Source organism: Enhygromyxa salina, assembly GCF_002994615.1.
In the GTDB taxonomy this organism is placed as follows: Bacteria; Myxococcota_A; Polyangia; order Nannocystales; family Nannocystaceae; genus Plesiocystis; species Plesiocystis salina_A.
The window spans coordinates 34211-53722 of record NZ_PVNK01000064.1; the positions used below are offsets into that span (position 1 = coordinate 34211).

The 19512-nt window shown below is 69.7% G+C and carries 15 protein-coding genes and 1 CRISPR repeat array; of the genes, 4 read left to right on the forward strand and 11 right to left on the reverse strand.

Translation table 11 applies throughout. The features are described 5' to 3' along the window. Positions 1–402: 402 nt before the first annotated feature. The 3 genes from ENSA5_RS05735 to ENSA5_RS05745 form a co-directional block, all read right to left on the reverse strand. The gene (locus tag ENSA5_RS05735; RefSeq protein WP_106390598.1) at positions 403–1245 is read right to left on the reverse strand and encodes a hypothetical protein; all 843 of its coding nucleotides are present in this window, start codon (positions 1243–1245) and stop codon (positions 403–405) included. A gap of 271 nt (positions 1246–1516) precedes the next feature. Then, a CRISPR array of direct repeats spans positions 1517–1887; the repeat unit is 36 nt; unit sequence AAAGGATCAAATTGCAGACTCCGAGTCCGGTTGCCC. 14 nt (positions 1888–1901) lie between these two features. Next, a complete protein-coding gene (gene rsmI / locus ENSA5_RS05740; RefSeq protein ID WP_181197411.1) occupies positions 1902–2723 on the reverse strand; it encodes a 16S rRNA (cytidine(1402)-2'-O)-methyltransferase in 822 nt (273 codons plus the stop codon). A 115-nt stretch (positions 2724–2838) separates the two neighbouring features. Then, on the reverse strand, positions 2839–3987 hold the full coding sequence (locus tag ENSA5_RS05745; protein WP_106390602.1) for an RNA polymerase factor sigma-32: 1149 nt from the start codon (positions 3985–3987) through the stop codon (positions 2839–2841). Positions 3988–4172: 185 nt separating this feature from the next. Between ENSA5_RS05745 and ENSA5_RS05750 the strand changes: the two genes are divergently transcribed. Further along, the gene (locus ENSA5_RS05750) at positions 4173–7337 is read left to right on the forward strand and encodes an MXAN_5808 family serine peptidase (protein WP_106390604.1); all 3165 of its coding nucleotides are present in this window, start codon (positions 4173–4175) and stop codon (positions 7335–7337) included. A 450-nt stretch (positions 7338–7787) separates the two neighbouring features. On the opposite strand, the gene ENSA5_RS05755 is transcribed toward ENSA5_RS05750, so the two are convergent. The 3 genes from ENSA5_RS05755 to ENSA5_RS05765 are packed head-to-tail and all read right to left on the reverse strand — an operon-like array spanning position 7788 to position 10681. Next, entirely contained in the window at positions 7788–8648 is an 861-nt protein-coding gene (locus ENSA5_RS05755; RefSeq protein ID WP_106390606.1) for a hypothetical protein, read from the reverse strand. Further along, complete coding sequence (locus ENSA5_RS05760; RefSeq protein WP_106390607.1) at positions 8645–9436, reverse strand: hypothetical protein; 792 nt, start codon at positions 9434–9436, stop codon at positions 8645–8647. Before ENSA5_RS05760 ends, ENSA5_RS05755 begins: the two co-directional genes overlap by 4 nt. A gap of 15 nt (positions 9437–9451) precedes the next feature. Continuing rightward, the gene (locus ENSA5_RS05765) at positions 9452–10681 is read right to left on the reverse strand and encodes a retropepsin-like aspartic protease family protein (RefSeq protein WP_146155368.1); all 1230 of its coding nucleotides are present in this window, start codon (positions 10679–10681) and stop codon (positions 9452–9454) included. A 206-nt stretch (positions 10682–10887) separates the two neighbouring features. Here ENSA5_RS05765 and ENSA5_RS05770 point away from each other — a divergent pair, with 206 nt between their 5' ends. Both ENSA5_RS05770 and ENSA5_RS37095 read left to right on the forward strand, forming a co-directional pair. Next, positions 10888–12018 carry a response regulator gene (locus ENSA5_RS05770; RefSeq protein WP_106390609.1) on the forward strand — a complete coding sequence of 377 codons (1131 nt, stop codon included), beginning with the start codon at positions 10888–10890 and terminating at the stop codon, positions 12016–12018. A gap of 48 nt (positions 12019–12066) precedes the next feature. After that, positions 12067–13029 (forward strand): hypothetical protein, encoded by a 963-nt coding sequence (locus ENSA5_RS37095; RefSeq protein ID WP_181197412.1) that lies wholly within the window; start codon positions 12067–12069, stop codon positions 13027–13029. On the opposite strand, the gene ENSA5_RS05785 is transcribed toward ENSA5_RS37095, so the two are convergent. The 4 genes from ENSA5_RS05785 to ENSA5_RS05800 all read right to left on the reverse strand — a co-directional run bounded on the left by ENSA5_RS05785 (position 13011) and on the right by ENSA5_RS05800 (position 16840). After that, positions 13011–14465: a sensor histidine kinase gene (locus ENSA5_RS05785; protein WP_106390613.1), complete on the reverse strand. Its 1455-nt coding sequence runs from the start codon at positions 14463–14465 to the stop codon at positions 13011–13013. The genes ENSA5_RS37095 and ENSA5_RS05785 overlap by 19 nt on opposite strands. After that, positions 14462–14677, reverse strand: a complete 216-nt coding sequence (locus tag ENSA5_RS05790; protein WP_106390615.1) for an ammonium transporter — start codon at positions 14675–14677, stop codon at positions 14462–14464. Before ENSA5_RS05790 ends, ENSA5_RS05785 begins: the two co-directional genes overlap by 4 nt. A 22-nt stretch (positions 14678–14699) precedes the next feature. Continuing rightward, a complete protein-coding gene (locus ENSA5_RS05795) occupies positions 14700–16274 on the reverse strand; it encodes a hypothetical protein (protein ID WP_106390617.1) in 1575 nt (524 codons plus the stop codon). Between the two features lie 119 nt (positions 16275–16393). Further along, positions 16394–16840 (reverse strand): hypothetical protein, encoded by a 447-nt coding sequence (locus tag ENSA5_RS05800; protein WP_106390619.1) that lies wholly within the window; start codon positions 16838–16840, stop codon positions 16394–16396. Between the two features lie 398 nt (positions 16841–17238). On the opposite strand from ENSA5_RS05800, the gene ENSA5_RS05805 reads away from it, so the two are divergent. Then, positions 17239–18264, forward strand: a complete 1026-nt coding sequence (locus ENSA5_RS05805; RefSeq protein ID WP_106390621.1) for a hypothetical protein — start codon at positions 17239–17241, stop codon at positions 18262–18264. Here ENSA5_RS05805 and ENSA5_RS05810 read toward each other — a convergent pair. Further along, complete coding sequence (locus tag ENSA5_RS05810; RefSeq protein ID WP_106390623.1) at positions 18246–19478, reverse strand: lysophospholipid acyltransferase family protein; 1233 nt, start codon at positions 19476–19478, stop codon at positions 18246–18248. The two genes, ENSA5_RS05805 and ENSA5_RS05810, sit on opposite strands and share 19 nt — an antisense overlap. Positions 19479–19512 lie beyond the last annotated feature (34 nt).

A 19512-nucleotide genomic window follows, 5' to 3' on the forward strand; every position in this document is an offset into this window, starting at 1 on the left:
GAGCGGTTGGTCGGGCCGTTGGGTGGCTGCGCCCGGGAAAACCGGGCAACTCCCTCGTCGGAAAACCGGGCGGGAAGCGGGAAAACCGGGCGGGGAGTCTTTCCAGCAACGTCGTCCGCCCGAGGCCCGAGTCGCCTCGCGAGCACGGAAAACCGGGCGGGGGGAAAACCGGGCGGGGAGTCTTTCCGGAAAACCGGGCGGGGAGTCTTTCCAGCAACGTCGTCCGCCCGAGGCCCGAGTCGCCTCGCGAGCACGGACAATTCGAAAATTCACGCCCATCTTCGGCCTGAGAAGGCCAATTCTCCGGTCACGCGCACACCCCACCACCCACCCGTGGCCACGACACAATTACCATCCCGCGGGATCGCCTCGAGCCACCCCGCCTTTCCCCATGTCGCAGGTTCACGAGGGCGGATGTTGGGCCACACTGACCCCAGCGAATCGACGCAGCCAGTAGGTCCCCGCCGGAAACACAGCAGGCTTCCCCATCCGCCACGCCGCTCGCGCCTCCGCGTATTTGCGCTCCCAGTCGCGGTCCCGCTGCAGCTGCGCCAAGCGTCGCCAAACGGACGACGCCGCAACCTTGGGCGCGACAGTGAAGCGCTCCTCAAAGCTCATCGCCACCCGGTTCCAGTGTTGTCGCGCGAGCTTGCGCGGCCCCATGAACCGTCGGCTTTGGGCACGAAAGTCGGCCTGAATCTCGAGCTCAACGTCGCGCACCGCTGCAGCGAGCTTGTCGTACAGCGCGTCGTCGTCGAGCTCGCTGAAGATCGGCGGTCGGACCAGGGTCAGCGCCGCCTCTTCGGGCATGTTGCCGTCAGGGTCGAACAGCCCCTCGGGCCGCTTGAAGGTCCGCGTCTCGCCAAAACGCCAGTCCGCGGTGGTGAATCCCGGCCAGAGCCGCGCCCACTTCACGAGGCCCGCATCGACCGGATTAGCGATGGTGTACACGAGATCCTTGAACGTCTCGTCATCGTTCGGGCGGCAGGTGTCGCAGGGTCCGTCGCCACTCCAGACGGAGTCGAAGCGCCCGCGTTGGGCGTTGATGCCACGGGCGATCAAGCTGTTGAACAGCTGCTTCCAGGGGACGAGATCGCCGCGCGGGTCGGTGAGGTCGATGTGGTAGTGGTCCGACATCATCACGGCCGCGTGGATCTGAACGCCGAACTTGGCGGCGGTGTACGCGAGGCAGTAGCCGATGAAGTTGACGATCTCGTCGGGAGCGCGGCCGGGGGCGAGGAACATGCGACGCTCGAGGCACCGCCTCGTGACCTTGTAGCTGGTCGACGGGAGAATCGGCCGCGCGCGGACCCGCGGGTGGGGCCGTGCCTGGCCTCGGGCCCGGTTCGCGGCCCGGCGGTCGGAGCTGGCTTGTTTGCGGGCGGAGGAGATAGCCACGCGAGGGTGTCGGCCCCCGGGTGACGGTGTTGCAGGATTTTGGTTGGCCCACCGGGGCCCACCGGACTCCGAGTCCGGTTGCCCCCGTTGTCCGGTTGCCCGCCCGCAGTCACTGATCAAAGGATCAAATTGCAGACTCCGAGTCCGGTTGCCCGCCCCCGGTTCCAGTCCGTTCGCTGATCAAAGGATCAAATTGCAGACTCCGAGTCCGGTTGCCCCCGGTTGTCAGCAAGTCCGTTCGCTGATCAAAGGATCAAATTGCAGACTCCGAGTCCGGTTGCCCCCCTGCAGACTCCGAGTCCGGTTGCCCCCCGATCGCCCGCGGCTGGCTGATCAAAGGATCAAATTGCAGACTCCGAGTCCGGTTGCCCCCGCCGGTTGATCAAAGGATCAAATTGCAGACTCCGAGTCCGGTTGCCCGGTTGCCCCTGAGTCCGGTTGCCCGGAGCCTCGAAAGGATCAAATTGCAGACTCCGAGTCCGGTTGCCCCCACGGCCTGGGGCTCACGGCCTCAGGCGACTGTAGAGCTCGCGGGCGTCGAGGCCGGTCAGGGCGGCGAGGGCCTTGGCGCGGGCGCGGGGCTTGAGGGCGGGATCCAGCATCACGTCGAGCACGGCTCGGGCCGCCTGCTCGGACGGGTCGTCTTCGTTGGACTCGTCGGCGCGGCCCTCGATGACCACGGTGACCTCGCCGCGCAGCGGCTCGGTCACGCGCTCGGCCAGCTCCGACGCGGTCCCGCGCAGGAATTCCTGGTGGAGCTTGCTCAGCTCGCGGGCGACGAGCACCCGCCGCTCCCCGACGCGCTTGCTCAGATCCCGCAGCAGCGCGGGCGTGCGGTTGCCGGCCTCGTAGATCACGACGGCCCCGGCCTCGCCGACGAGCTGCTCGAGCGCCGCGTCGCGCCGCTTGCCCGCGCGCGCGATGAAACCCAAAAAGCGGGCGCCCTCGGCGACGAAGCCCGAGGCCGCGAGCGCGCAGGTCCCCGCCGTCGGCCCGGGGATCACGTCGATCTCGAACCCGGCCTCGACCGCGGCCGCGACCAGCAAGCGGCCCGGATCGCTCCACACGGGCAGCCCGGCCTCGCTCACGAAGGCGACGGTCTGCCCGGCCCCGAGCCGCTCGAGCAACAGGCCGACACGCGCGTGCTCGTTGCCGACAAAACAGCTCACGCGCTCGGGCAGCTCGCGCTCGGGCAACAGTCGCTGCGGCGAGCGGGTGTCCTCGCACAGCAACAGGTCGGCCTCGAGCAGCGTCCGCCGCGCCCGGTCCGACAGGTCCTCGCGGTTGCCCAGCGGCGTCCCGACCAACACCAGCTTGCCAACCACCAAGTCAAACCCGCCCGGGGGTCATGAGAAACACAGCCCCCTCCCAGGGGGCCACCGAGCCGTGCGTGGCGAGGTCATGGGTGCCTGCGGGGGTCTTGAAGGACACAGCCCCACCCTACTCTTGTCCCAGGGCGATCTGCACGGCGTCGCCGAGCTCCTCCTGCAAGAACCCACGCAGGCGCAGGACCATGCGCTTCTCGACCTGCCGCGCGCGCTCGCGGCTGACGCCCCAGCGCTCGCCGAGCTGCTGCAGGGTCACGGGCTCGTCGGACACCAGTCGATCCGTGAAGATCTCGGCCTCGCGCCCGCTGAGGGTCGAGCCGAAGGCCCGGAGCTTGTCGTGGAGCAGGCGCTTGAACTGGTCGCCCGAGACGGCGTCCTCGGGCCCGCCGCCGTCGTCCTCGAGTAGATCCATGCGCGTGCGCCCGCCGCCCTCGTCGTCGGAGCGCAGCGGCGCGTTGAGCGAGGCGTCGGGGGCCGACATGCGCTTTTGCATCTCGACGACCTCGGCGGTCGAGACGTCGAGCTCCTTGGCGATGTTCTCGGCCGTGGGATCGACGCCCGCCCGGATCAGCGCGTCGCGCTGCTTGCGGAGGTTGAAGAACAGCTTGCGCTGGTTTTGGGTCGTGCCGATCTTGACCAGGCGCCAGTTGTTGAGGATGTGCTTGAGCACGTAGGCGCGGATCCACCAGCCGGAGTAGGTCGAGAGCTTGACGCCGCGGTGGGGGTCGAACTTCTGTACGGCCTTCATCAGGCCGACGTTGCCCTCTTGCACGAGGTCGAGCAGGTTCTGGTAGCCGCGCCGATACTCGTTGGCGATCTTGACGACGAGGCGCAAGTTGGAGGTCACGAGGCGCTTGGCCGCGTCCTGATTCCCGTGCTCGACCCACTGGACCGCGAGCTCGTGCTCTTCTTCGCGGGTCAGCAGCGGGTAGCGCCGGACCTCGGCCATGTAGGCCGCCATCGGATCGCGCAGGGCCAGGGCCCGGGTGCCCTCCGGCGCCGCCCGCGGGAGCTTGCCGCGCAGCGAGGCCTCGATCGCGTCGAGCTCCTCGTCGGTCGCGGGGGTGACGTCGTCGAGGGCCTCGTCGCCCTCGACCTTGCCCTCGACCTTGCCCTCGCCCTCGTCGCCGGCCTCCTCGCCGCCCTCGATGATCTCGCTGTCGACGATCCGTCGATCGACGACGGCCGGGGCCGTCTGCCCGCGCTTGGCCGGCAAGGTCTCCGGGTTTGCGTCTGCCGCCTTGGCCTTTCGCTTGCCCATCGGGGCGGAGTCTACGCCAGAGTGCATCGGGGGACGAAGCTAGTCCGCCCGACCCCGCATCTGACCGCGCGCAGTTTCGGTCGCCGCGATCGCCAACCCCGCCAAACTCGCCAAACTCGGCCCAGATCAACACCTCTCGGGATCTACGCGTGGAACCGAGCCGATGGGTGGCCTAGACTGGTGCGGTGCCGAAGCGTACTCGCCCTCGTGTCCGACGCAGCTGGTCCAACTCTGCGATCGTGTTTGGATCGCTGGCCCTCGCCCTCGGCCTGACCGCGGTCGGCGACACCGACGCGCTGGCCGGACGGGGGGATCTGCGCGAACACGCCCGGCTCACGACCGACGAAGATCCCACGGATCTGCGCGTGCTCGACTGGACGCTGTGGAACGTCAGCAAATATTACGTCGAGTCCAAGCGCGTGGATCCCTCAGCCATGGCCATGGCCGGGCTCGAGGCGCTCGAGGCCGCGATCCCCGAGGTCCTGGTCCAGCCGGCCGCCGAGGGCAAGGTCAAGGTCCGGGTCGGCACGACCGAGCACGAGTTCTCGGCCGACGCCGACGCGCTGTGGGCCGTCGGGCCCCAGGTCCGCGAGGTGTACTCGTTCATCAACGATCACACCGCGCTGTCCGAAGACGAGCAGCGCGAGGCCGAGTACGCGATCGTCGAGGGCGTGCTCTCGACCCTCGATCCGCACACCAACCTCCTGCGCCCGGCGGCCTTCGAGGACATGCGGACCAACACCTCGGGCCACTTCGGCGGCCTCGGCATCGAGGTCGGCATCCGCGAGGGCGAGATCACCGTGATCCGGGTGCTGCCGGGCAACCCCGCGGGCAAGGCCGGGCTCAAGGCCGGCGACCGCATCGTCCAGATCGACGACGAGTCCACGGTCACGATGACCCTCAACGAGGCCGTCGGCCTGATGCGCGGTCCGGCCGGGAGCGAGATCATCGTCTACGTCCGCCGCGAGGGGCTCGAGAAGCCCAAGCGCGTCCCGATCGAGCGCGCGATCATCAAGCTCGACAGCGTCGTCGGCGAGATCCTCCCGGGCGTCGACGAGCAGGGTAACCCGGTCAAGATCGGCCTCGTCCAGATCTCGCGCAACTTCGCCCAGACCACGGGCAAGGAGCTCCGCGACCAGCTCGTCAAATTCGAGAAGGCCGGCGTCAGCGGGATCGTGCTCGACATGCGCGACAACCCCGGCGGGCTCCTGACCGCCGCGGTCGAGGTCGCCGACGCGTTCCTCGACGCGGGCACGATCGTCGCCACGGTCGGCGAGTCATCCCCGCGCGACGAGAGCAAGGCCGACGGCCGCTACCAGGTCGCCGACGTGCCCCTGGTCGTCCTCGTCGATCAGGGCTCGGCCTCGGCAACCGAGATCGTCGCGGGCGCCCTGCGCAACCTCGACCGGGCCGTGATCGTCGGGCGTCGGACCTTCGGCAAGGGCTCGGTCCAGGTCCTGCACGACCGCCGCGTGGCCGACACCGAGCTCGCGCTCAAGCTGACGATCGCCCAGTACCTGACCCCCGGTGACGTCTCGATCCAGTCGGTCGGCGTGAGCCCCGACCTCGAGACCGTGCCGGTCTTCGTCGGCGAGGAGTACCTGGCCTACTACGGGCGCAAGCGCTTCGATCTGGTCCGCGAGGAGTCGCTGTCCTCGCACCTCGAGAGCAACAAGGCCACGGCCCAGTCGATCACCGCCGGGCCCCTGTACTTCCTCCAGCAGGGCTCGGTCGCCGACGGCAACGACGCGCCGACCCGCGTCGAGCTCGAGGAGAACACCGACAAGCGCGTCGACCTTCTGCTTCAGGACCCGGAGCTGCGCATGGCCCGGGACCTCGTGATCTGGGCGCCGAGCTCCCGGCGCAGCGACATCCTAGCCAAGCTGCCCCAGTTCATGGACGCCCAGGCCCAGATCGAGGACGCGCGGATCACCAAGAGCCTCGCGACCAAGGGCATCGACTGGTCCGAGGGCCAGGCGCCCGCGGCCGGAACCCAGGCGACCCTCGAGATCAGCCTGACCACCGACAAGCCCGGCCACACGATCCGCGGCGGCGAGCACGGCGTGCTCACGGTCGAGCTGACCAACACGGGCGACGCCCCCGCCTACCGGGTCCGCGCGATCTCCGACAGCGACTACAACTACTTCGACGAGCGCGAGCTGCTGTTCGGCAAGATCGAGCCGGGCGAAACCAAGAAGGCCACGCTCAAGCTCTCGGTCTCGGCCCACGAGCTCTCGCGCGTCGATCGCATCGACTTCGACGTGCTCTCGGAGCACGGCGCGGCCCTGGCCCCAAACGCGCGCACCTGGATCGACGTCGCCGCCGAGGGCATCCCGCGCCCGGGCTTCGCCTACGGCTACCAGATCCTCGACGACCCGAGCCTCGACAAGGAGATCAGCGGCAACGGCGACGGCCTGCTTCAGGTCGGCGAGCGGGTGCACCTGCGCGTGTGGGTCCAAAACTCCGGCCCCGGCGACGCCCAAGACGCCCGCGTGCAGATGCGCAATGGCTCGGGCGACGCGGTCTTCCTCCACGACGGCCGGGCCAAGATCGGCGCGCTCGCGGTCGGCAAGTCCGACTACGTCGACCTCGACTTCGAGGTCCAAAAGGCCACCCGCGAGGTCGACCTCCAGCTCACGGTCAGCGACAACAAGATCGGCGAGTACGTGACCGAGGAGATCGTGTTCCCGATCAGCGCGCCGCTCGCGTTCAACGACACCAAGCAGGGCGCGCTGACCAAGGGCTCGGCCACGATCTACGCCAGCCCCCGCGACGGCGCGCCGGTCGTGGCCGAGGCCAGCGACGGCGCGCGCTTCACCTGTACCGGCTCGACCAAGGACGGCTGGCATCAAGTCGAGCTCGGCAAGGGGCAGCTCGGCTACGTCAAAGACAGCGAGGTCGAGCTCGACGGCAGCGCCCCGCGCAAGCCCGGCAAGGCCGCCGCCGTCTACGCGGTCTCGCCCCCGCGGATCGAGCTGAGCAGCGGGATCGCCGGTCAGACCGCGGCCGAGACGATCACGGTCAGCGGCACCGCCGTCGACGGCGAGCAGGTCCGCGACGTCTACATCACCGTCTACAACCCCTCGCGCAACCTGTTCGGCAGCGCCGAGAAGGTCTACTACGAGGCCTCGCAAGATCCGACCACGGGCCGGCTCGAGTTCTCCGCCGAGGTCCCGCTCCAGCCCGGCAACAACATCATCGACATCCACGCCCGCGAGAACGAGCAGGTCACCGGGGTCGAGCGCATGTGGGTGCTGCGGACCTCGGGCCTGGCCGAGGCGCGGGCCGCAGAGAAGCAATTCGCGAGCAACGGCAAGCTCGCGGTCGACACCTTCAACAGCTCACGCTGACCCGGGGCCGCTCCCCCCGCGCAACCGCGGCGGCATCGAGGCGCACGGATAGCGCTATGGCCGGTGGGGTGGTTTCATTCGTGGCCATCGGGGAATTCTCCCCACCAAGGAGGGTTTGGCGACTCTCTCCCAAGTGATTGAATTTGCTCAATTATGTAGGGCGATGGGAGTTGGTGTGGGATTCGCTACTACCTGGGGCCAACACCAGGAACGACTCATGTCGAACATCGGAAATATCGCTGCAGTTGCCAGTTCGCTCATGCTCATTGCCGGAGCTGTCGTCATGCTCCGTGGAGATGGGTACTCCTTTGACCTGCGCCGCAAACCCCGGCGCCGCGTGCTCGGCGGACGTCGCGTGACCGACCACGCGTAGGACCGCACAAATCCCGTTTAACTCGAACAGCTCCGCCCCAAATGGGGGCGGAGCTGTTCTTCATCGCGAAGCGAAGGCTACTCGGCCTTCTTGAAGTCCTTGCAGCGCGCGTCATTCGCGAGCAGCGACGGGACCTCGCGAATGTAATCCGTCGCGCCCTCGGCCGCGTAAACGTCTTCGGCCTTTTGCGCGTGCTCGCAGATCAGCTCGGTCTCGCGCTGATACTTTGCGATCGCGGCGAGGCCCTCGTGGGCGTGGCCCGCGAGGATGGGGGTGCTGCCGTCGATCGCGGCCTCGTAGGCCAGCTTGGCGTCGTCGAGGCGCTCGGGGTGCTTGAGCTGGGAGTCTTCTTCACCCACACCAAAGGCCTGGTTCAGGTGAGCCTCGGCCAGCATCAATTGATTGAGGCTGGCGTAGGGTCCGCCCAATTCGAGGGCGCTCTCGAGCTCGGCCTGGCCAGCGGCGGCCTCGTGAACGCGCACGAGGTAGGTCGCGTGGGCGATGAGCGCGAGCTGACGGACCTCGGCGTCGTCGAGGCGCTCGCCGTCGGCCACGGCCTGCTCTGACGTGGCCTTGCCGTCTTCGGGCACGCTCTCGGCCGCGGCCAGGGCGGCGAGCGACGAGGCCAGCGCGCGGGCGCGGATCTGGGTGTCGGCGGTCAGACCCTCGCGCAGGGCGTCGGCCTCCTGGCGGACAGCCTCGTAGTCCCCCTGAAGGTAGCGCTGGTAGAGCGCGGCGATCTCCTCGGGGTCGGGCTCCTGCTCGGGCAGCGCGTCGACCTCGGGGGTCTCCTCGGGGGTCTCGTCACCACCCTCGGCGGCGGTCTCGACCTCGTCGGGGTTGGTGGTCTCTTGTTCTTTTTTGCAGGCGGGGGTCAGGACCAGGGCGCCGAGGGCGAGGAGCCCGAGGCATGTCGAGTGAGAGGAGCGCGTGTTCATGGTGTCCCGGTGTCGTCAGGTTGGGATTCGAAGTCGTCGGTCGAGGGGAAAGCCTCGGGGTTGGAGAGTCGTCGGGTTGGGGCCCGGTGTCGAGCCAGGCGGGTGTCTTCGTGCTCGGGCCGCTCGAGCACCCGGACCTGGATCTGGCCGAGAGACCCGAGCATGCCCCGTAGAGGCTGCCCGGCCACCGTCTGGGGCTGGTCGAAGATCATCAGCTCGCCGACGACCTCCACGCGGTCGCCAGCGTAGAGCGCGATGGTGTCGTGGGCGCCGCGCTCCTCCTTGGGCGCGATGACCCGGGCGTCTTCGAGCTGCTCGAGACCGACGAGGCCGCTCTCGTCCTCGAGCAAGATCAGCTCGGCGGCGATCGCCGTGGCCCGCGAAGACCGGGCGCGGTTTTGGTAGACGCAGGCGTGCGCCCCGGTACCGAGCGCGCCCTCGCCGACGCGCAGGTCCCCGGCGAGGTGGACCTCGCCGGCCCTGGCCGCGGCGATCGTCGTGATCGGCAGCTCCTCGAGCTTGGCCACGCGCAGGTCGAAGTCGGGCTTGCGCCGCAGACCGCGGGCGCCCTTCTTCTTGCGCATCAAGGAGTTGGTCAGGATCATGACCCCGACCGCGAGGGTGATCAGCAGCGCGACCTTGGCCCACGGCGCGTCGAGCAGCCAGTTGATCTCGCCCTCGTCGTCGGGGACCGGGGTGCCGCCGAGGTCCGGCGGGCCGAGGGCCGAGGCGAGGGTCAGGACTCGAGCGGCGATCCAGGCCGGGGCGAGTTGACAAGAGATGAGCATGTTCGCGCTGCCTTGCTACCAGTGCGCTTCGACCAGCATCAGGGTGAATTCGACCGGGCCCGTGTCTTCGCCGTCCTCCACGACCTGGCCGATCAGCAGCGAGCGCCCGGTCTCCCCCGGCTCGATCCGCGCGACCCGCTCGCCGTAGAGCCGCGGCCCGTCCTTGAAGTCGACCCGCGGCATGGCGTCCTCGATCGCCACGCTGCCGTTGTTGGTCATGGTCACGACCCAGCGGATGCGCCCGAGCCAGATCTCCGGCCGCCCCTCGACCTGCATGCTCAGCATCGGCCCGATGTCGTAGGCGCGGTTGGGCCGGCCCTCGTGGATGCGCGGCAGCAGGCGCATGCGGTTGCCCTGGTAGTCCATCTGGACCAGGAACTCGCGCATCACGTTGAGCCCGAGCAGGCCCCCGGTCCGATCGGTGGCGCACGAGTCGCAGACCGAGACCAGCAAGCCGGGTACCCGGGTGCCGCCGAGGCTCAGGGCCGGGAGGTGGACCATCCGAGACTCGCGCAGGCCGCTCGCGGTGTTGAACTCGAGGCTCGGGGCGTCGTCGGGCACCTCGATCCCGAGCTCGCGCGCGGTCGCGGACGTGATCGTCGTGTACGACGCACCCGTGTCGAACAGGTAGTCGAGCTGCTTGGTCTGGCCGTCCGCGCCCTCGAGCTCGACCGACAAGAAGATCGCCGCGCCCTGCTCCGTGAACGGCACCACGATGTCGCCGTCGAGGGCCACCCGAGTGTTCTCGATCTCGGGCACGGGAAACTCTCCGCCGCCGGGGTCGATCGTGTCGGCGGCCTCATGCCCGAACGCGCTCAGCGCCCGCGTCGCCGGGTGCGTGTCACCGAGGCGACCCTGGACAACCCACTCGCAGCTGCGAAGCGCGGTTCCGACCAGATCCGGGACGAGCAAGACCGCGATCATCATCGCGCTCGCGTTCCAGACCCCGGGCAGCCAGGCCATCACGGCCTTGATGCGCTTGGGCCGGTCGTGGTGCTTCCAGGCCGCGATCACGAAGGGCAGGCCAAAGGTCAGCGCGATCGCCAGCAGCCACAGCCACGCCGGGTGCGTGCCCTCGTTGGCGCTGTGTGCGAGCGAGAACGCGGTGACCAGCGCGACCACGGTGACGGCGACCGACAGCAAGCTGAGCACGACCCAGCCGAGCGCGACCATGATCGGGCGGAGCGGGCGGATCGGGTCGACCGGACGGCTCGAGGCCACCTGCCGTGGGCTGGGCTCGGTCACGTGGACCAAAATGTAGCAGTTCGGGCGCTCGCCAAGCCCTTCTCGTCTCCTTTGGTCCAATTCCGGTTGTCAGGCCGGTCCTGCGCGGCCTCGCCGGCGCCCGCGCCGAGCGGCGCCGAGATGCGCGAATTGCCGAGATCGTCAGCAACGCGGCGTACCAATTGGTTGGATCGCGGTGTGCTTCACACTAAGATCCACCGGTTCCAATGCCCGGGCCCCCGAGCGCCAAGCCACCGATCTTCAAGATCGGGTTCGAGTCCTACGACGATTTTCTCGTCGAGTACGGCGACCACCTCCGCAAGGGGGTGCTGATGCTGCCTGGTGAGACGGGCCTAGGTCCAGGTCAGGACGTGCGCATCAAGCTCGTGCTGCCCAACGAGAAGGTCCTCTACATCAAGGGCACGACTCGGGAGCAAACGTCTGGGACCTACGCGACGCTCGGGTCCAAGGCCAACACCGACGAGATCCAGGTCCAGCTCGTCGGCTTCTCGGCCGAGCAGACCCAGGCGCTCGAGAGCTGCGTGAGCGGGGCGATCTCGACCGAGCCTGCGCAGGCAGCCGAGCCCGAGGCCACCGGCCCGATCAACCTCTTGCTGGTCGACGACTCGGTCGGCGTCCGGATCGAGCTTGGCGACGCGCTGCGCGACCGCGGGCTGCGAGTCCGCGTGGCCGAGAACGGCCTGGTTGCGATCGCCGCCGCGCTCAAGCGGCCGCCCGACATCATCCTGTCCGACGTCGAGATGCCGGTCATGGACGGCTGGACCTTCCTCCGCATGACCCGGGCCCGCCAGCGGCTCAGCCACATCCCCTTCGTGTTCTTCACCCGTCTGACCGACGACCTCTCGCGCCTCCAGGCCTACCGCATGGGCGTCGAGGACTTCCTGTCCAAGGACACCGGACCGGAGGAGGTCCTCGCTCGCCTTCAGGGCGTGCTCGCCCGCCACCAGAACCGCCCGAGCGCGGCCGCGGCCGCGGCCGCCAGCCAGGCCCAGGGTCTGCGCGGCGACCTCGTCCACGTCAAGCTCGGCAGCTTGATGTCCTTCCTCGAGTCCGAGAAACGCAGCGGCCGCCTGCTGCTCGACAACGGCCAAGACCAGGCCGTGCTCGAGATCGTCAACGGGGCGCTGTCGGGGGTCGAGAACCTCGGCAACTATGCGCACGCGCACGACCGCGTGTTCGAGCTGCTCGACTGGCCCAACGGCAGCTTCGAGTTCGCCCAGGCCGACGAGCACGACATGCCCGCGCCCGCCGGCGATCCGACCCCGATGACCTACCTGCTGATGGAGCACGCGCGCCGAGCCGACGAGGCCGCCGAGGCTGCCAACACCGACAGCTGAGCGTTCGCCATGGCCCGAGGTCGATCCGAGGTGAGGTAGATTCCCGGCATGCATCGCCGTGCCACTGTTCTCGCCTTGTGCCTCGTCGGGTGTTCGACCGGCGAGGAGACCCTCAGCACCGACACCTTCTCGACCCTCGACAACGAGGACGCCGAGACCTCCGGCGATGGCGACTCCGGCGATGGTGACGGCGACACGGTCGGCGACGGCGACGGCGACGGTGACGGCGACTCCGGCGACGGTGACTCCGGCGACGGTGACTCCGGCGACGGCGACGGTGACTCCGGCGACGGTGACGGCGACTCCGGCGACGGCGACGGCGACGGTGACTCCGGCGACGGCGACGTCTGCGATCGCAATCTCTACGTCCACCACCTCGACAACAACAGCTGGGACACGCAGCCGCTCGACGCCGTGTGGACGGGACCCAACGCGCCGCCGTGCAGCGTCGAGCCCATGGCCACGAACTACCTCGAGATCTGGGATCAGCTCCTGGTCTGGGGCGCAGACGGGTTCTTCTACCGACGCGTCGGTGGGGCCTGGCAGCCGCCGGAGCCGATCGCCGACCGCTGGGCAGTGATCGCGGACCTCCCCCTCGACTCGGTCCACTACACGCCGCCGCTCAACGGCTCCAGCAGCGCCGTCCTGGTCTTCACCTCGCTGCCGACTGCGTACGTCTATGAGGTGTTCGAAGATGGGTCCTCGACCTACGACCAGAGCATCGAGATGATGGACGAGCCGCTCCCCGGACCGCCGCAGAGCAGCTCGAGGCGCAACTGGGCGGTGGTCCTCGCCAATGCCGAGCTCTTGGGTCAGGCCGAATGGTGGACCTCCTGGCAAGGCTTCGACAACGGCAAGGTCTACCGGGCTGACGGCGCGTTCATATGGGACAGCTGGGCCGAGAACCAGGCGCCTGTGTTCGTGGGCGCGCCCGGCAGCCTCGATCCGAGCACGATCGAGGCCGGCTGGGGTGACTACGACCTCAACCGCGCCTACCTCGTCGGCCCCTGAGCGGGGACCCGGAGCCGAAACACCGCGCCAGGGTCGGCGCTGTCGAGGTGCTCGAGCGACCCGTCCATGCTCTCGGCCAGGCCCTGCGAGACGGCGAGCCCGAGCCCCGTGCCCTGCCCGGGGCCGCGAGTGGTGAAGAAGGGCTCGAACAGGCGCGGGCGGACGTCGTCGGGCACACCCTTGCCGTTGTCGCGCACGTCGATCGCCAGCTCGGTCCCGAGCTCCCGGACCCGGATCCGCACCCGCGGCTCGTCGGCCTCGCCCTCGGCGGCCGCGCGCGCGCCGTTGAGCACCAGGTTGATCAGGATCTGCTCGACCAGCCCCGGGTCGGCGAGGGCCTCGAGCTCGGGATCGCCGGCGACCTCGAGCGCGACGCCGCCGCAGCGAGGGTCGGCGCGCAGCAGCGACACGACCTCCTGGGCCCGGGCGACGGCCGAGAACGCGACGGTCTGCTTCTTGGCCGGCTTCGAGTAGTCGAGGAGCTGGCCGACGATGGCCTGAATCCGCTGGGTCTGCGCCTGGACCCGCTCGAGCAGATCGCGGTCGTCGTCGGCGAGCGCGGGCTCGTCGAGCAGCAGCTCGGTGTAGCCGACGATCGCCGCGAGCGGGTTGCCGACCTCGTGGGCGACCCCGGCGGCGAGGCGACCGATCGCGGCCAGGCGCTCGGATCGCTGGAGGCGCTCGCCCTGGCTCGCGAGCGTCGACTGGTGCTCGCGCAGCGCGGTGATCATGTTGTTGAACGCGAGCGCGAGCTCGGCGAGCTCGGCGGGGCCGTCGGTCGGGGCCTCGACGTCGAGCTCACCCTTGGCCACGCGCGCGACCGCGAGCTCGAGCGCGCGCATCGGCCGGAGCACCTGGAGCTCGAGCAGGAGGCCGCCGAGCACGAGCAGCAGCAGGCCCACGCCCCCGGCGACGATCAGCGTCTCGCGCCAGTCGTGGCGCGAGGCCCAGGGCGAGTGCTCGGCGATCATCCGCAAGTTGACGCGCTGGCTGTCGCGGGTCGGGATCGGCTCGTCGATGAGCAGCAGCTGGTAGCGGTCGAGGAGCTCGTCGTCCACGCGCGAGCCGAGCTCGGTCGCGGGCGTCGGCAAGGCCTCGAAGCCCGCGTGGACGCCGACGCTGGCGAGGACCTCGAGCTCGCCGTCGCCGCGGACGCGGTGGACCTCGTAGGACACGCCGAGCTGGGCGGCGGAGTCATGCAGGAGCTCGTCGAGCGCCTCGGGCTGGAAGTCGCCGCCGCGAAACGAGCGCGACGCGAGCACCGCGAGCCCGCGCGCGTGGGTCTGGAGCCGCTCGACCTCCTGTTGGTCGTGGCGACGCTGGCCCAGCCACTCGGCCGTGAACGAGAGCGAGGCCACGGCCATGACCAGCACGATCGCCAGCATCGCGATCAGCTCCACGCGCAAGCTGGCCCGGCGCGTGGTGGCCTTGGTCAACGGATCACACGCAGTCGCGGGGAGCGCAGGCCGCGGTCTGGGTCAGCGGCGCGCGCGGGCGCCAGCGAGTTCGCTTGATTGTGATCACAGCGCGCGCACCCGACCTGCGCGGGCTTGCCGATACGCAGCCAGCGAACCATGAGCCACACGGCGGCCGCGACCAGGGTCGTCATCGTCGCCAGCTCGTGGAACCACTGCGGGAGCTCGAGCACGGCCCAAGCGTAGCGCCGCGGCTCATGTCCGTCGAGGCCGCCTCGCCAGCCCGAGTAACCATCCGCCCAGGCCGAGGGCCGCGAGCACCGCCACGCCGCCGAGCCCGAGCGCGATCTGCCACAGCCCGTCGGCCTCGGTCGCCTTGCTCAGCCGCCAGGCGCCGAAGCCGAGGGTGTCGAACTGCGCCGCGGTCCAGGCCGCGCGAGCCTTGCCCGCGCGCCAAAACTCGAGCGCGGGCTGCTGCAGCGCCCAAAAGCTGAACACCGGGGTCGCCTCGAGCCGCCAGTCCGACACGGACATGTAGCGGTCGCGGCCGTAGTCCTGATTGAGCTGCCAGTAGAGCTGAAACACCGAGTGGCTGGCCAGCCAGGCCTGGAGGGGCACGCTCCCGCCGAGCACGGTCAGCGCCGCCGCGCGCTTGGGCCAGGCGTGGCTCGACCAGCGCTCGAGCCAGCCGGCGAGCGGCACGAGCAAGAAGGGCACCGTCGGCACGAGGTAGCGTGGACCGATCGCCCAGCCGCCGTGCCAGTCGCTGCGGCACGCGACAAACACCAGCCGGGTCAGCGCGAGGGCGAGCACGAAGGAGGCCGTCGCGGCGTCGCGGCGGCGCAGGGCCGGCCACGCCAGCCCGGCCACGATCAGCGGCGGCGAGTACCACAGCAAGCTGCGACCCGGGGCGATCAACATCGTGGCCAGACCCTCGAAGGGCCAGACCCAGTGGCCGTAGTGATCGAAGCGCCCGGTCTCGAAGGGCGAGCCGAAGCGCCACCACTGCGAGTAGCCGAGCAGCAGGAGGCCGGCGGCGCCGAGGCTCAGGGCGATCAGCCAGGTCCGACGGTGATCGTGGGCTGCGAGCTCGGGCCCCGAGCCCGAACCTGAACCCGAGCCCGAACCCGACCCGGACCCCGCCAGGGCGTAGCCGAGCAGGCAGGGGAGCGCGATGAAGTTGAGCACGTGAACATGGACGCTGATCCCCGCCAGCAACGCCGCGATCCACAGGTGTCGAGCTTTGGAGCTCTCGCGCCAGCGGCTGATCTCGAGCGCCGATCCAAGCAGCACGAGCGCGCTGAGGGGCTCGCTGAGCAGGGTCCCGGCGTAGGCCCAGGCGGTGGTCCCGAGCGCGTAGATCAGGGCCGTCAGCAGCGACGCGCGCGGTCCGTGACCGAGGACCCGGAGCCACAGCCCGAACACGAGGGCCGCGAGCGGCGTGATCAAGCAGTTGGTCAGGCTCACGACCAGGCGCTGCCAGTCGGCCTCGTGGGTCCGGCGGTGGAAGGTGAACAGGTCCGAGCGCACGGCGTAGCGCCACAGCTTGGGGACCTCGTCGACGCTCGCGTTGGCGAGCGCGTAAAGGGGCATTGCGACGATCGACAGGCCGTGACCGAAGAAGCCGTAGCGCTGGCCGTCGCGGCCCGGCGCCCAGCCGAAGGTGCCGCTTTGTCGGTCGGCGCGCTCACCGGTCCGCTTGGGGATCCCGGCGATCGTGAGATCGTGATCCTCGACCAGGCTCTGGGTCGTCTGGAACACGATCTCGTCGTCGGGGTAGCTGATGCGCCCCGGCGCCGTACACGTGAACACGCAGCTACACAGCAGCACGAGCGCCAGCCATGGCAGCCCGGCGAGGAGCCTCGCTCGTCGCCTGTGTCGCTCGTCGCTCAAACGGGACCTTGGCCCCCGGACGCGGTCGTCTCGCGGATTCGGGAGACCGGGGTCACTCAGCCGGTGGTGCCGCCGCCGCCGTCCATGTCGGTCACGCAGGCCGCGGCGTCGTAGGTGCAGGTGATCGGATCACAGCCCAGTGTCCCGCCGGAGTAGCCGAGGTCCATGCAGGTGAAGCCGCCGAGGTTCCCGCCGTCGCATTGCTCGCCGTCGTCGATGAGCCCGTTGCCGCAGATCGGGTTGCCGGTCGTGTCGCCGTCGCCCGGGCCCGTGTCGCCGTCGCCGTCGCCGGTCCCGGTGTCGCCGGGGTCCGTGTCGCCGTCGCCGTCGCCGTCGCCGCTGGGCAGGTCTTGGGGCACCTCCGTGTCGGCCGAGTCGCCCGACTCGGCCGAGTCGCCCGAGGTGTCCGTGTCTGCGCCGGTCTGTTGGGTCGAGTAGCCCTGAGTCATGAACGCGTTGGGCTCTTGTGGATCAGGGGCGCACGCGAGCAGACCGAGGACCAAGCAAGGTGTAAGGACGAAAGCAAACCGGCGCATCACCAATGGAGAATCGCGCTTGGCCACGATTGCGTCAAGAAAAAACGACCTGCCAAGAGTCACAGAACCCCCGATAGACTGGCTAGATTGGCGTAATTCGAGCTCGCGGACGTGGGCGCGGGCACAGCTTGGGCACCCTCGGGGCCTGCAGCGCGGCCCCAGCCTCGCGCGGACGTTGTTCACGCGTCGAGATGCGCGACATTCGAGGCAGTTGCCGGTCACCATGCTAGAGCGAGCTCACCATGCCGGAGCGCGCGCATCTGAGCTGGTTCGCCTGGTTGGGAGCCGCGCTCTCGCTGCTCGCTTGTCGCGACCCCGAGCCCTCTGCGGCACCTGCGACCAGCCTGCGACCCTCCCCTGCACCTGTGCTCAGCGCAGATGACGAGGCGCTCCTCGCCAGCTTGCTGGCCGAAGACCCCGGCGATTTCCACGTCGCGCGAGCCAGGATCTGGCGCCTGGGTCCGGCGCGGTGGCTGGCCAAGGGGCCCGAGCTCCCCGATCGCCCGAGCGCAGACCTCCGCGGAGGCGCGCTCGAGCGCCCGCTGGACGCGGTCGTCATCGATCCCGAGGGTCCCCGGGTGCTCTTGCCCCTCGACGCCCTGGTCGGCGATCCAAAGCTGCGCGAGCGCTGGTCGGCGGTCCAGATCGTCGCGGTGCTCTCGGCCGGTGATCTCGTGACCGGCCTGACCCGCGAGCTTCGCCCGACGCCGTGGCTAACGGTGTCCGCGGGGGTCGGGCTGACGCCGCTCGGCCGCGAGGGCGACGATCTGCGCGTGAGCTGGTCGGACCCGGCGTGCGGCTTTGGCCTCGAGCTGGCCCTCGACACCGAGGACTTCGGCCCCCTGTACGAGCCGGGCCCGGCCGGTCCACCGAGCGACGTCCCCGGCGACCTCCCAGGCGACGCGGGCGCGGGCAATATCGCGCGACGACTCGCGCCGGGGGCCGAGATCTTCGCCGAGCAGGACGCGCGAACGCCAGTCCTGCGCCTCGATCCCGAGACCCCGAGCCACGGCGAGCGGATGAGCGCGGCCCAGCGGGTCAGCCTCGACGGTCCGGCCAAGCGCGGGCGCCAGCCGATCACCTTGCGCTGCCGCGGGGTCCACGTGAGCGGCTGGGTCAGCTCGCGCGACATCATCGAGAGCACGACCCGCTACGCCGTGGTCCAGGACGCGGCCGCGCCCGTGTCGAGCTGCGCGGGGGTCGGGCGCGACGCGATCACCGTGCCCCGGGCGACGCCGCTCTACGAGCCGACCGGAACCGGGGACGCGGCGCTGGTCGGGGTCGTCAGCGCCGACGTCGAGCTCCCGGCGAGCCCGGGCGCCGACGGCTGGTGGGTCGGCTGCGTCGAGAGCCCCTGGGGCGATCTCGTGGTTCAGTTTCGGCTGCGCTGAGCTTCTCGGTAGGCGCGCAGGTGCCGATCGAGGAAGTACTTCCACATGTTGACCGAGTGGATCGTCGGCGAGATCTGGAAGTTGTCGTCGGGGCTCCGGATCTGAAGCTTGTTGCCGACCTGCATGAGCACGGCCTTGATCGGCTCGAAGGGGAGCACGAGGGGGTCGTGACCGCGGTGGTCGGTGAACAGGAGGCGGTCGCCGAGGAGCTCGAGGTGGCCGAGGCCGAGCGGCTCGGGCTCGACCTGGCCCGGATGGATGCGGTGAAGCTCGGCCTCGCCCTCGAGCGCGACGCCGTCGGCCGCGTAGCGCTCGCTATCGAGGACCGGGAGCTCGCCGAAGTGCTCGGTGATCCGGCGGTAGGCAGCGTCGATGTGCATGTCCTGCGCGGGCCCGCCCTCGCCGCGCAGCCAGCAGCCCAGGTCGACGCGCCAGCGAGCCGCGCAGGCGTGGCAGTGGACGCTGTCGTCGTCCTCGGGCACGAGCGCGAGGCCGTCTTGATGAAAGCAGTGCGGGCACGCCCACATGAACTCGGGCAGACCATGCGCGAGCCGGGTGCCAAACGAACGCGGCGGGACCTCGACCTCGTAGGGATCGACCGAGATGTAGCGCTGGACGTCGGCGGTGATCTGCTCGGCGGTGACGTTGTCGGGGTAATTGACGAGGGCGACGTACTCGATGTTGATCGGCATCGAGCGCGGGTACTTGGCCCAGCGCGGCCACTGCATGTGCCCGGTCGTGACGCGCACGAAGCCAACGGGCACGCCGAGGCGCTTGGCCATGCGCCCGATGCCGGGCTTGACGGGGTTGGTCCGCCCGGTCCAGGTCCGGTCGCCCTCGGGAAAGACCAGGACCGGATCGCCCCGCCGAATGCGGCGCTCGACCTCGGCCAGCGCGCCCGGATCTTTCATGCCCTTCTTGAACGGGATCATGCTGAAGTAGGGCATCATCCAGCCGAAGTAGGGCACGCGCAGCAGCTGGTCGGTGCCGAGGATGTGGGTCTGACGGTTGTTCGACCACGGCACCATCATCACGTCCCAGGGGCACGGGTGGTTGCTGACCAGCAGCACCGGGCCGCGGCGTGGGAACTTGACAGTGCGGATGATGTTGACGCGGATCGTCGGCGCGATCGTGGCCGCGGCGATCGTCCACAGGACCTTCCAGACGCCCCAGCGGATCCGGTCGTCGCGTTTATGGGAGATGGCGTCGGACATGGCGAGTGCTCCGATCGATGGGAGAGTCTCAGGT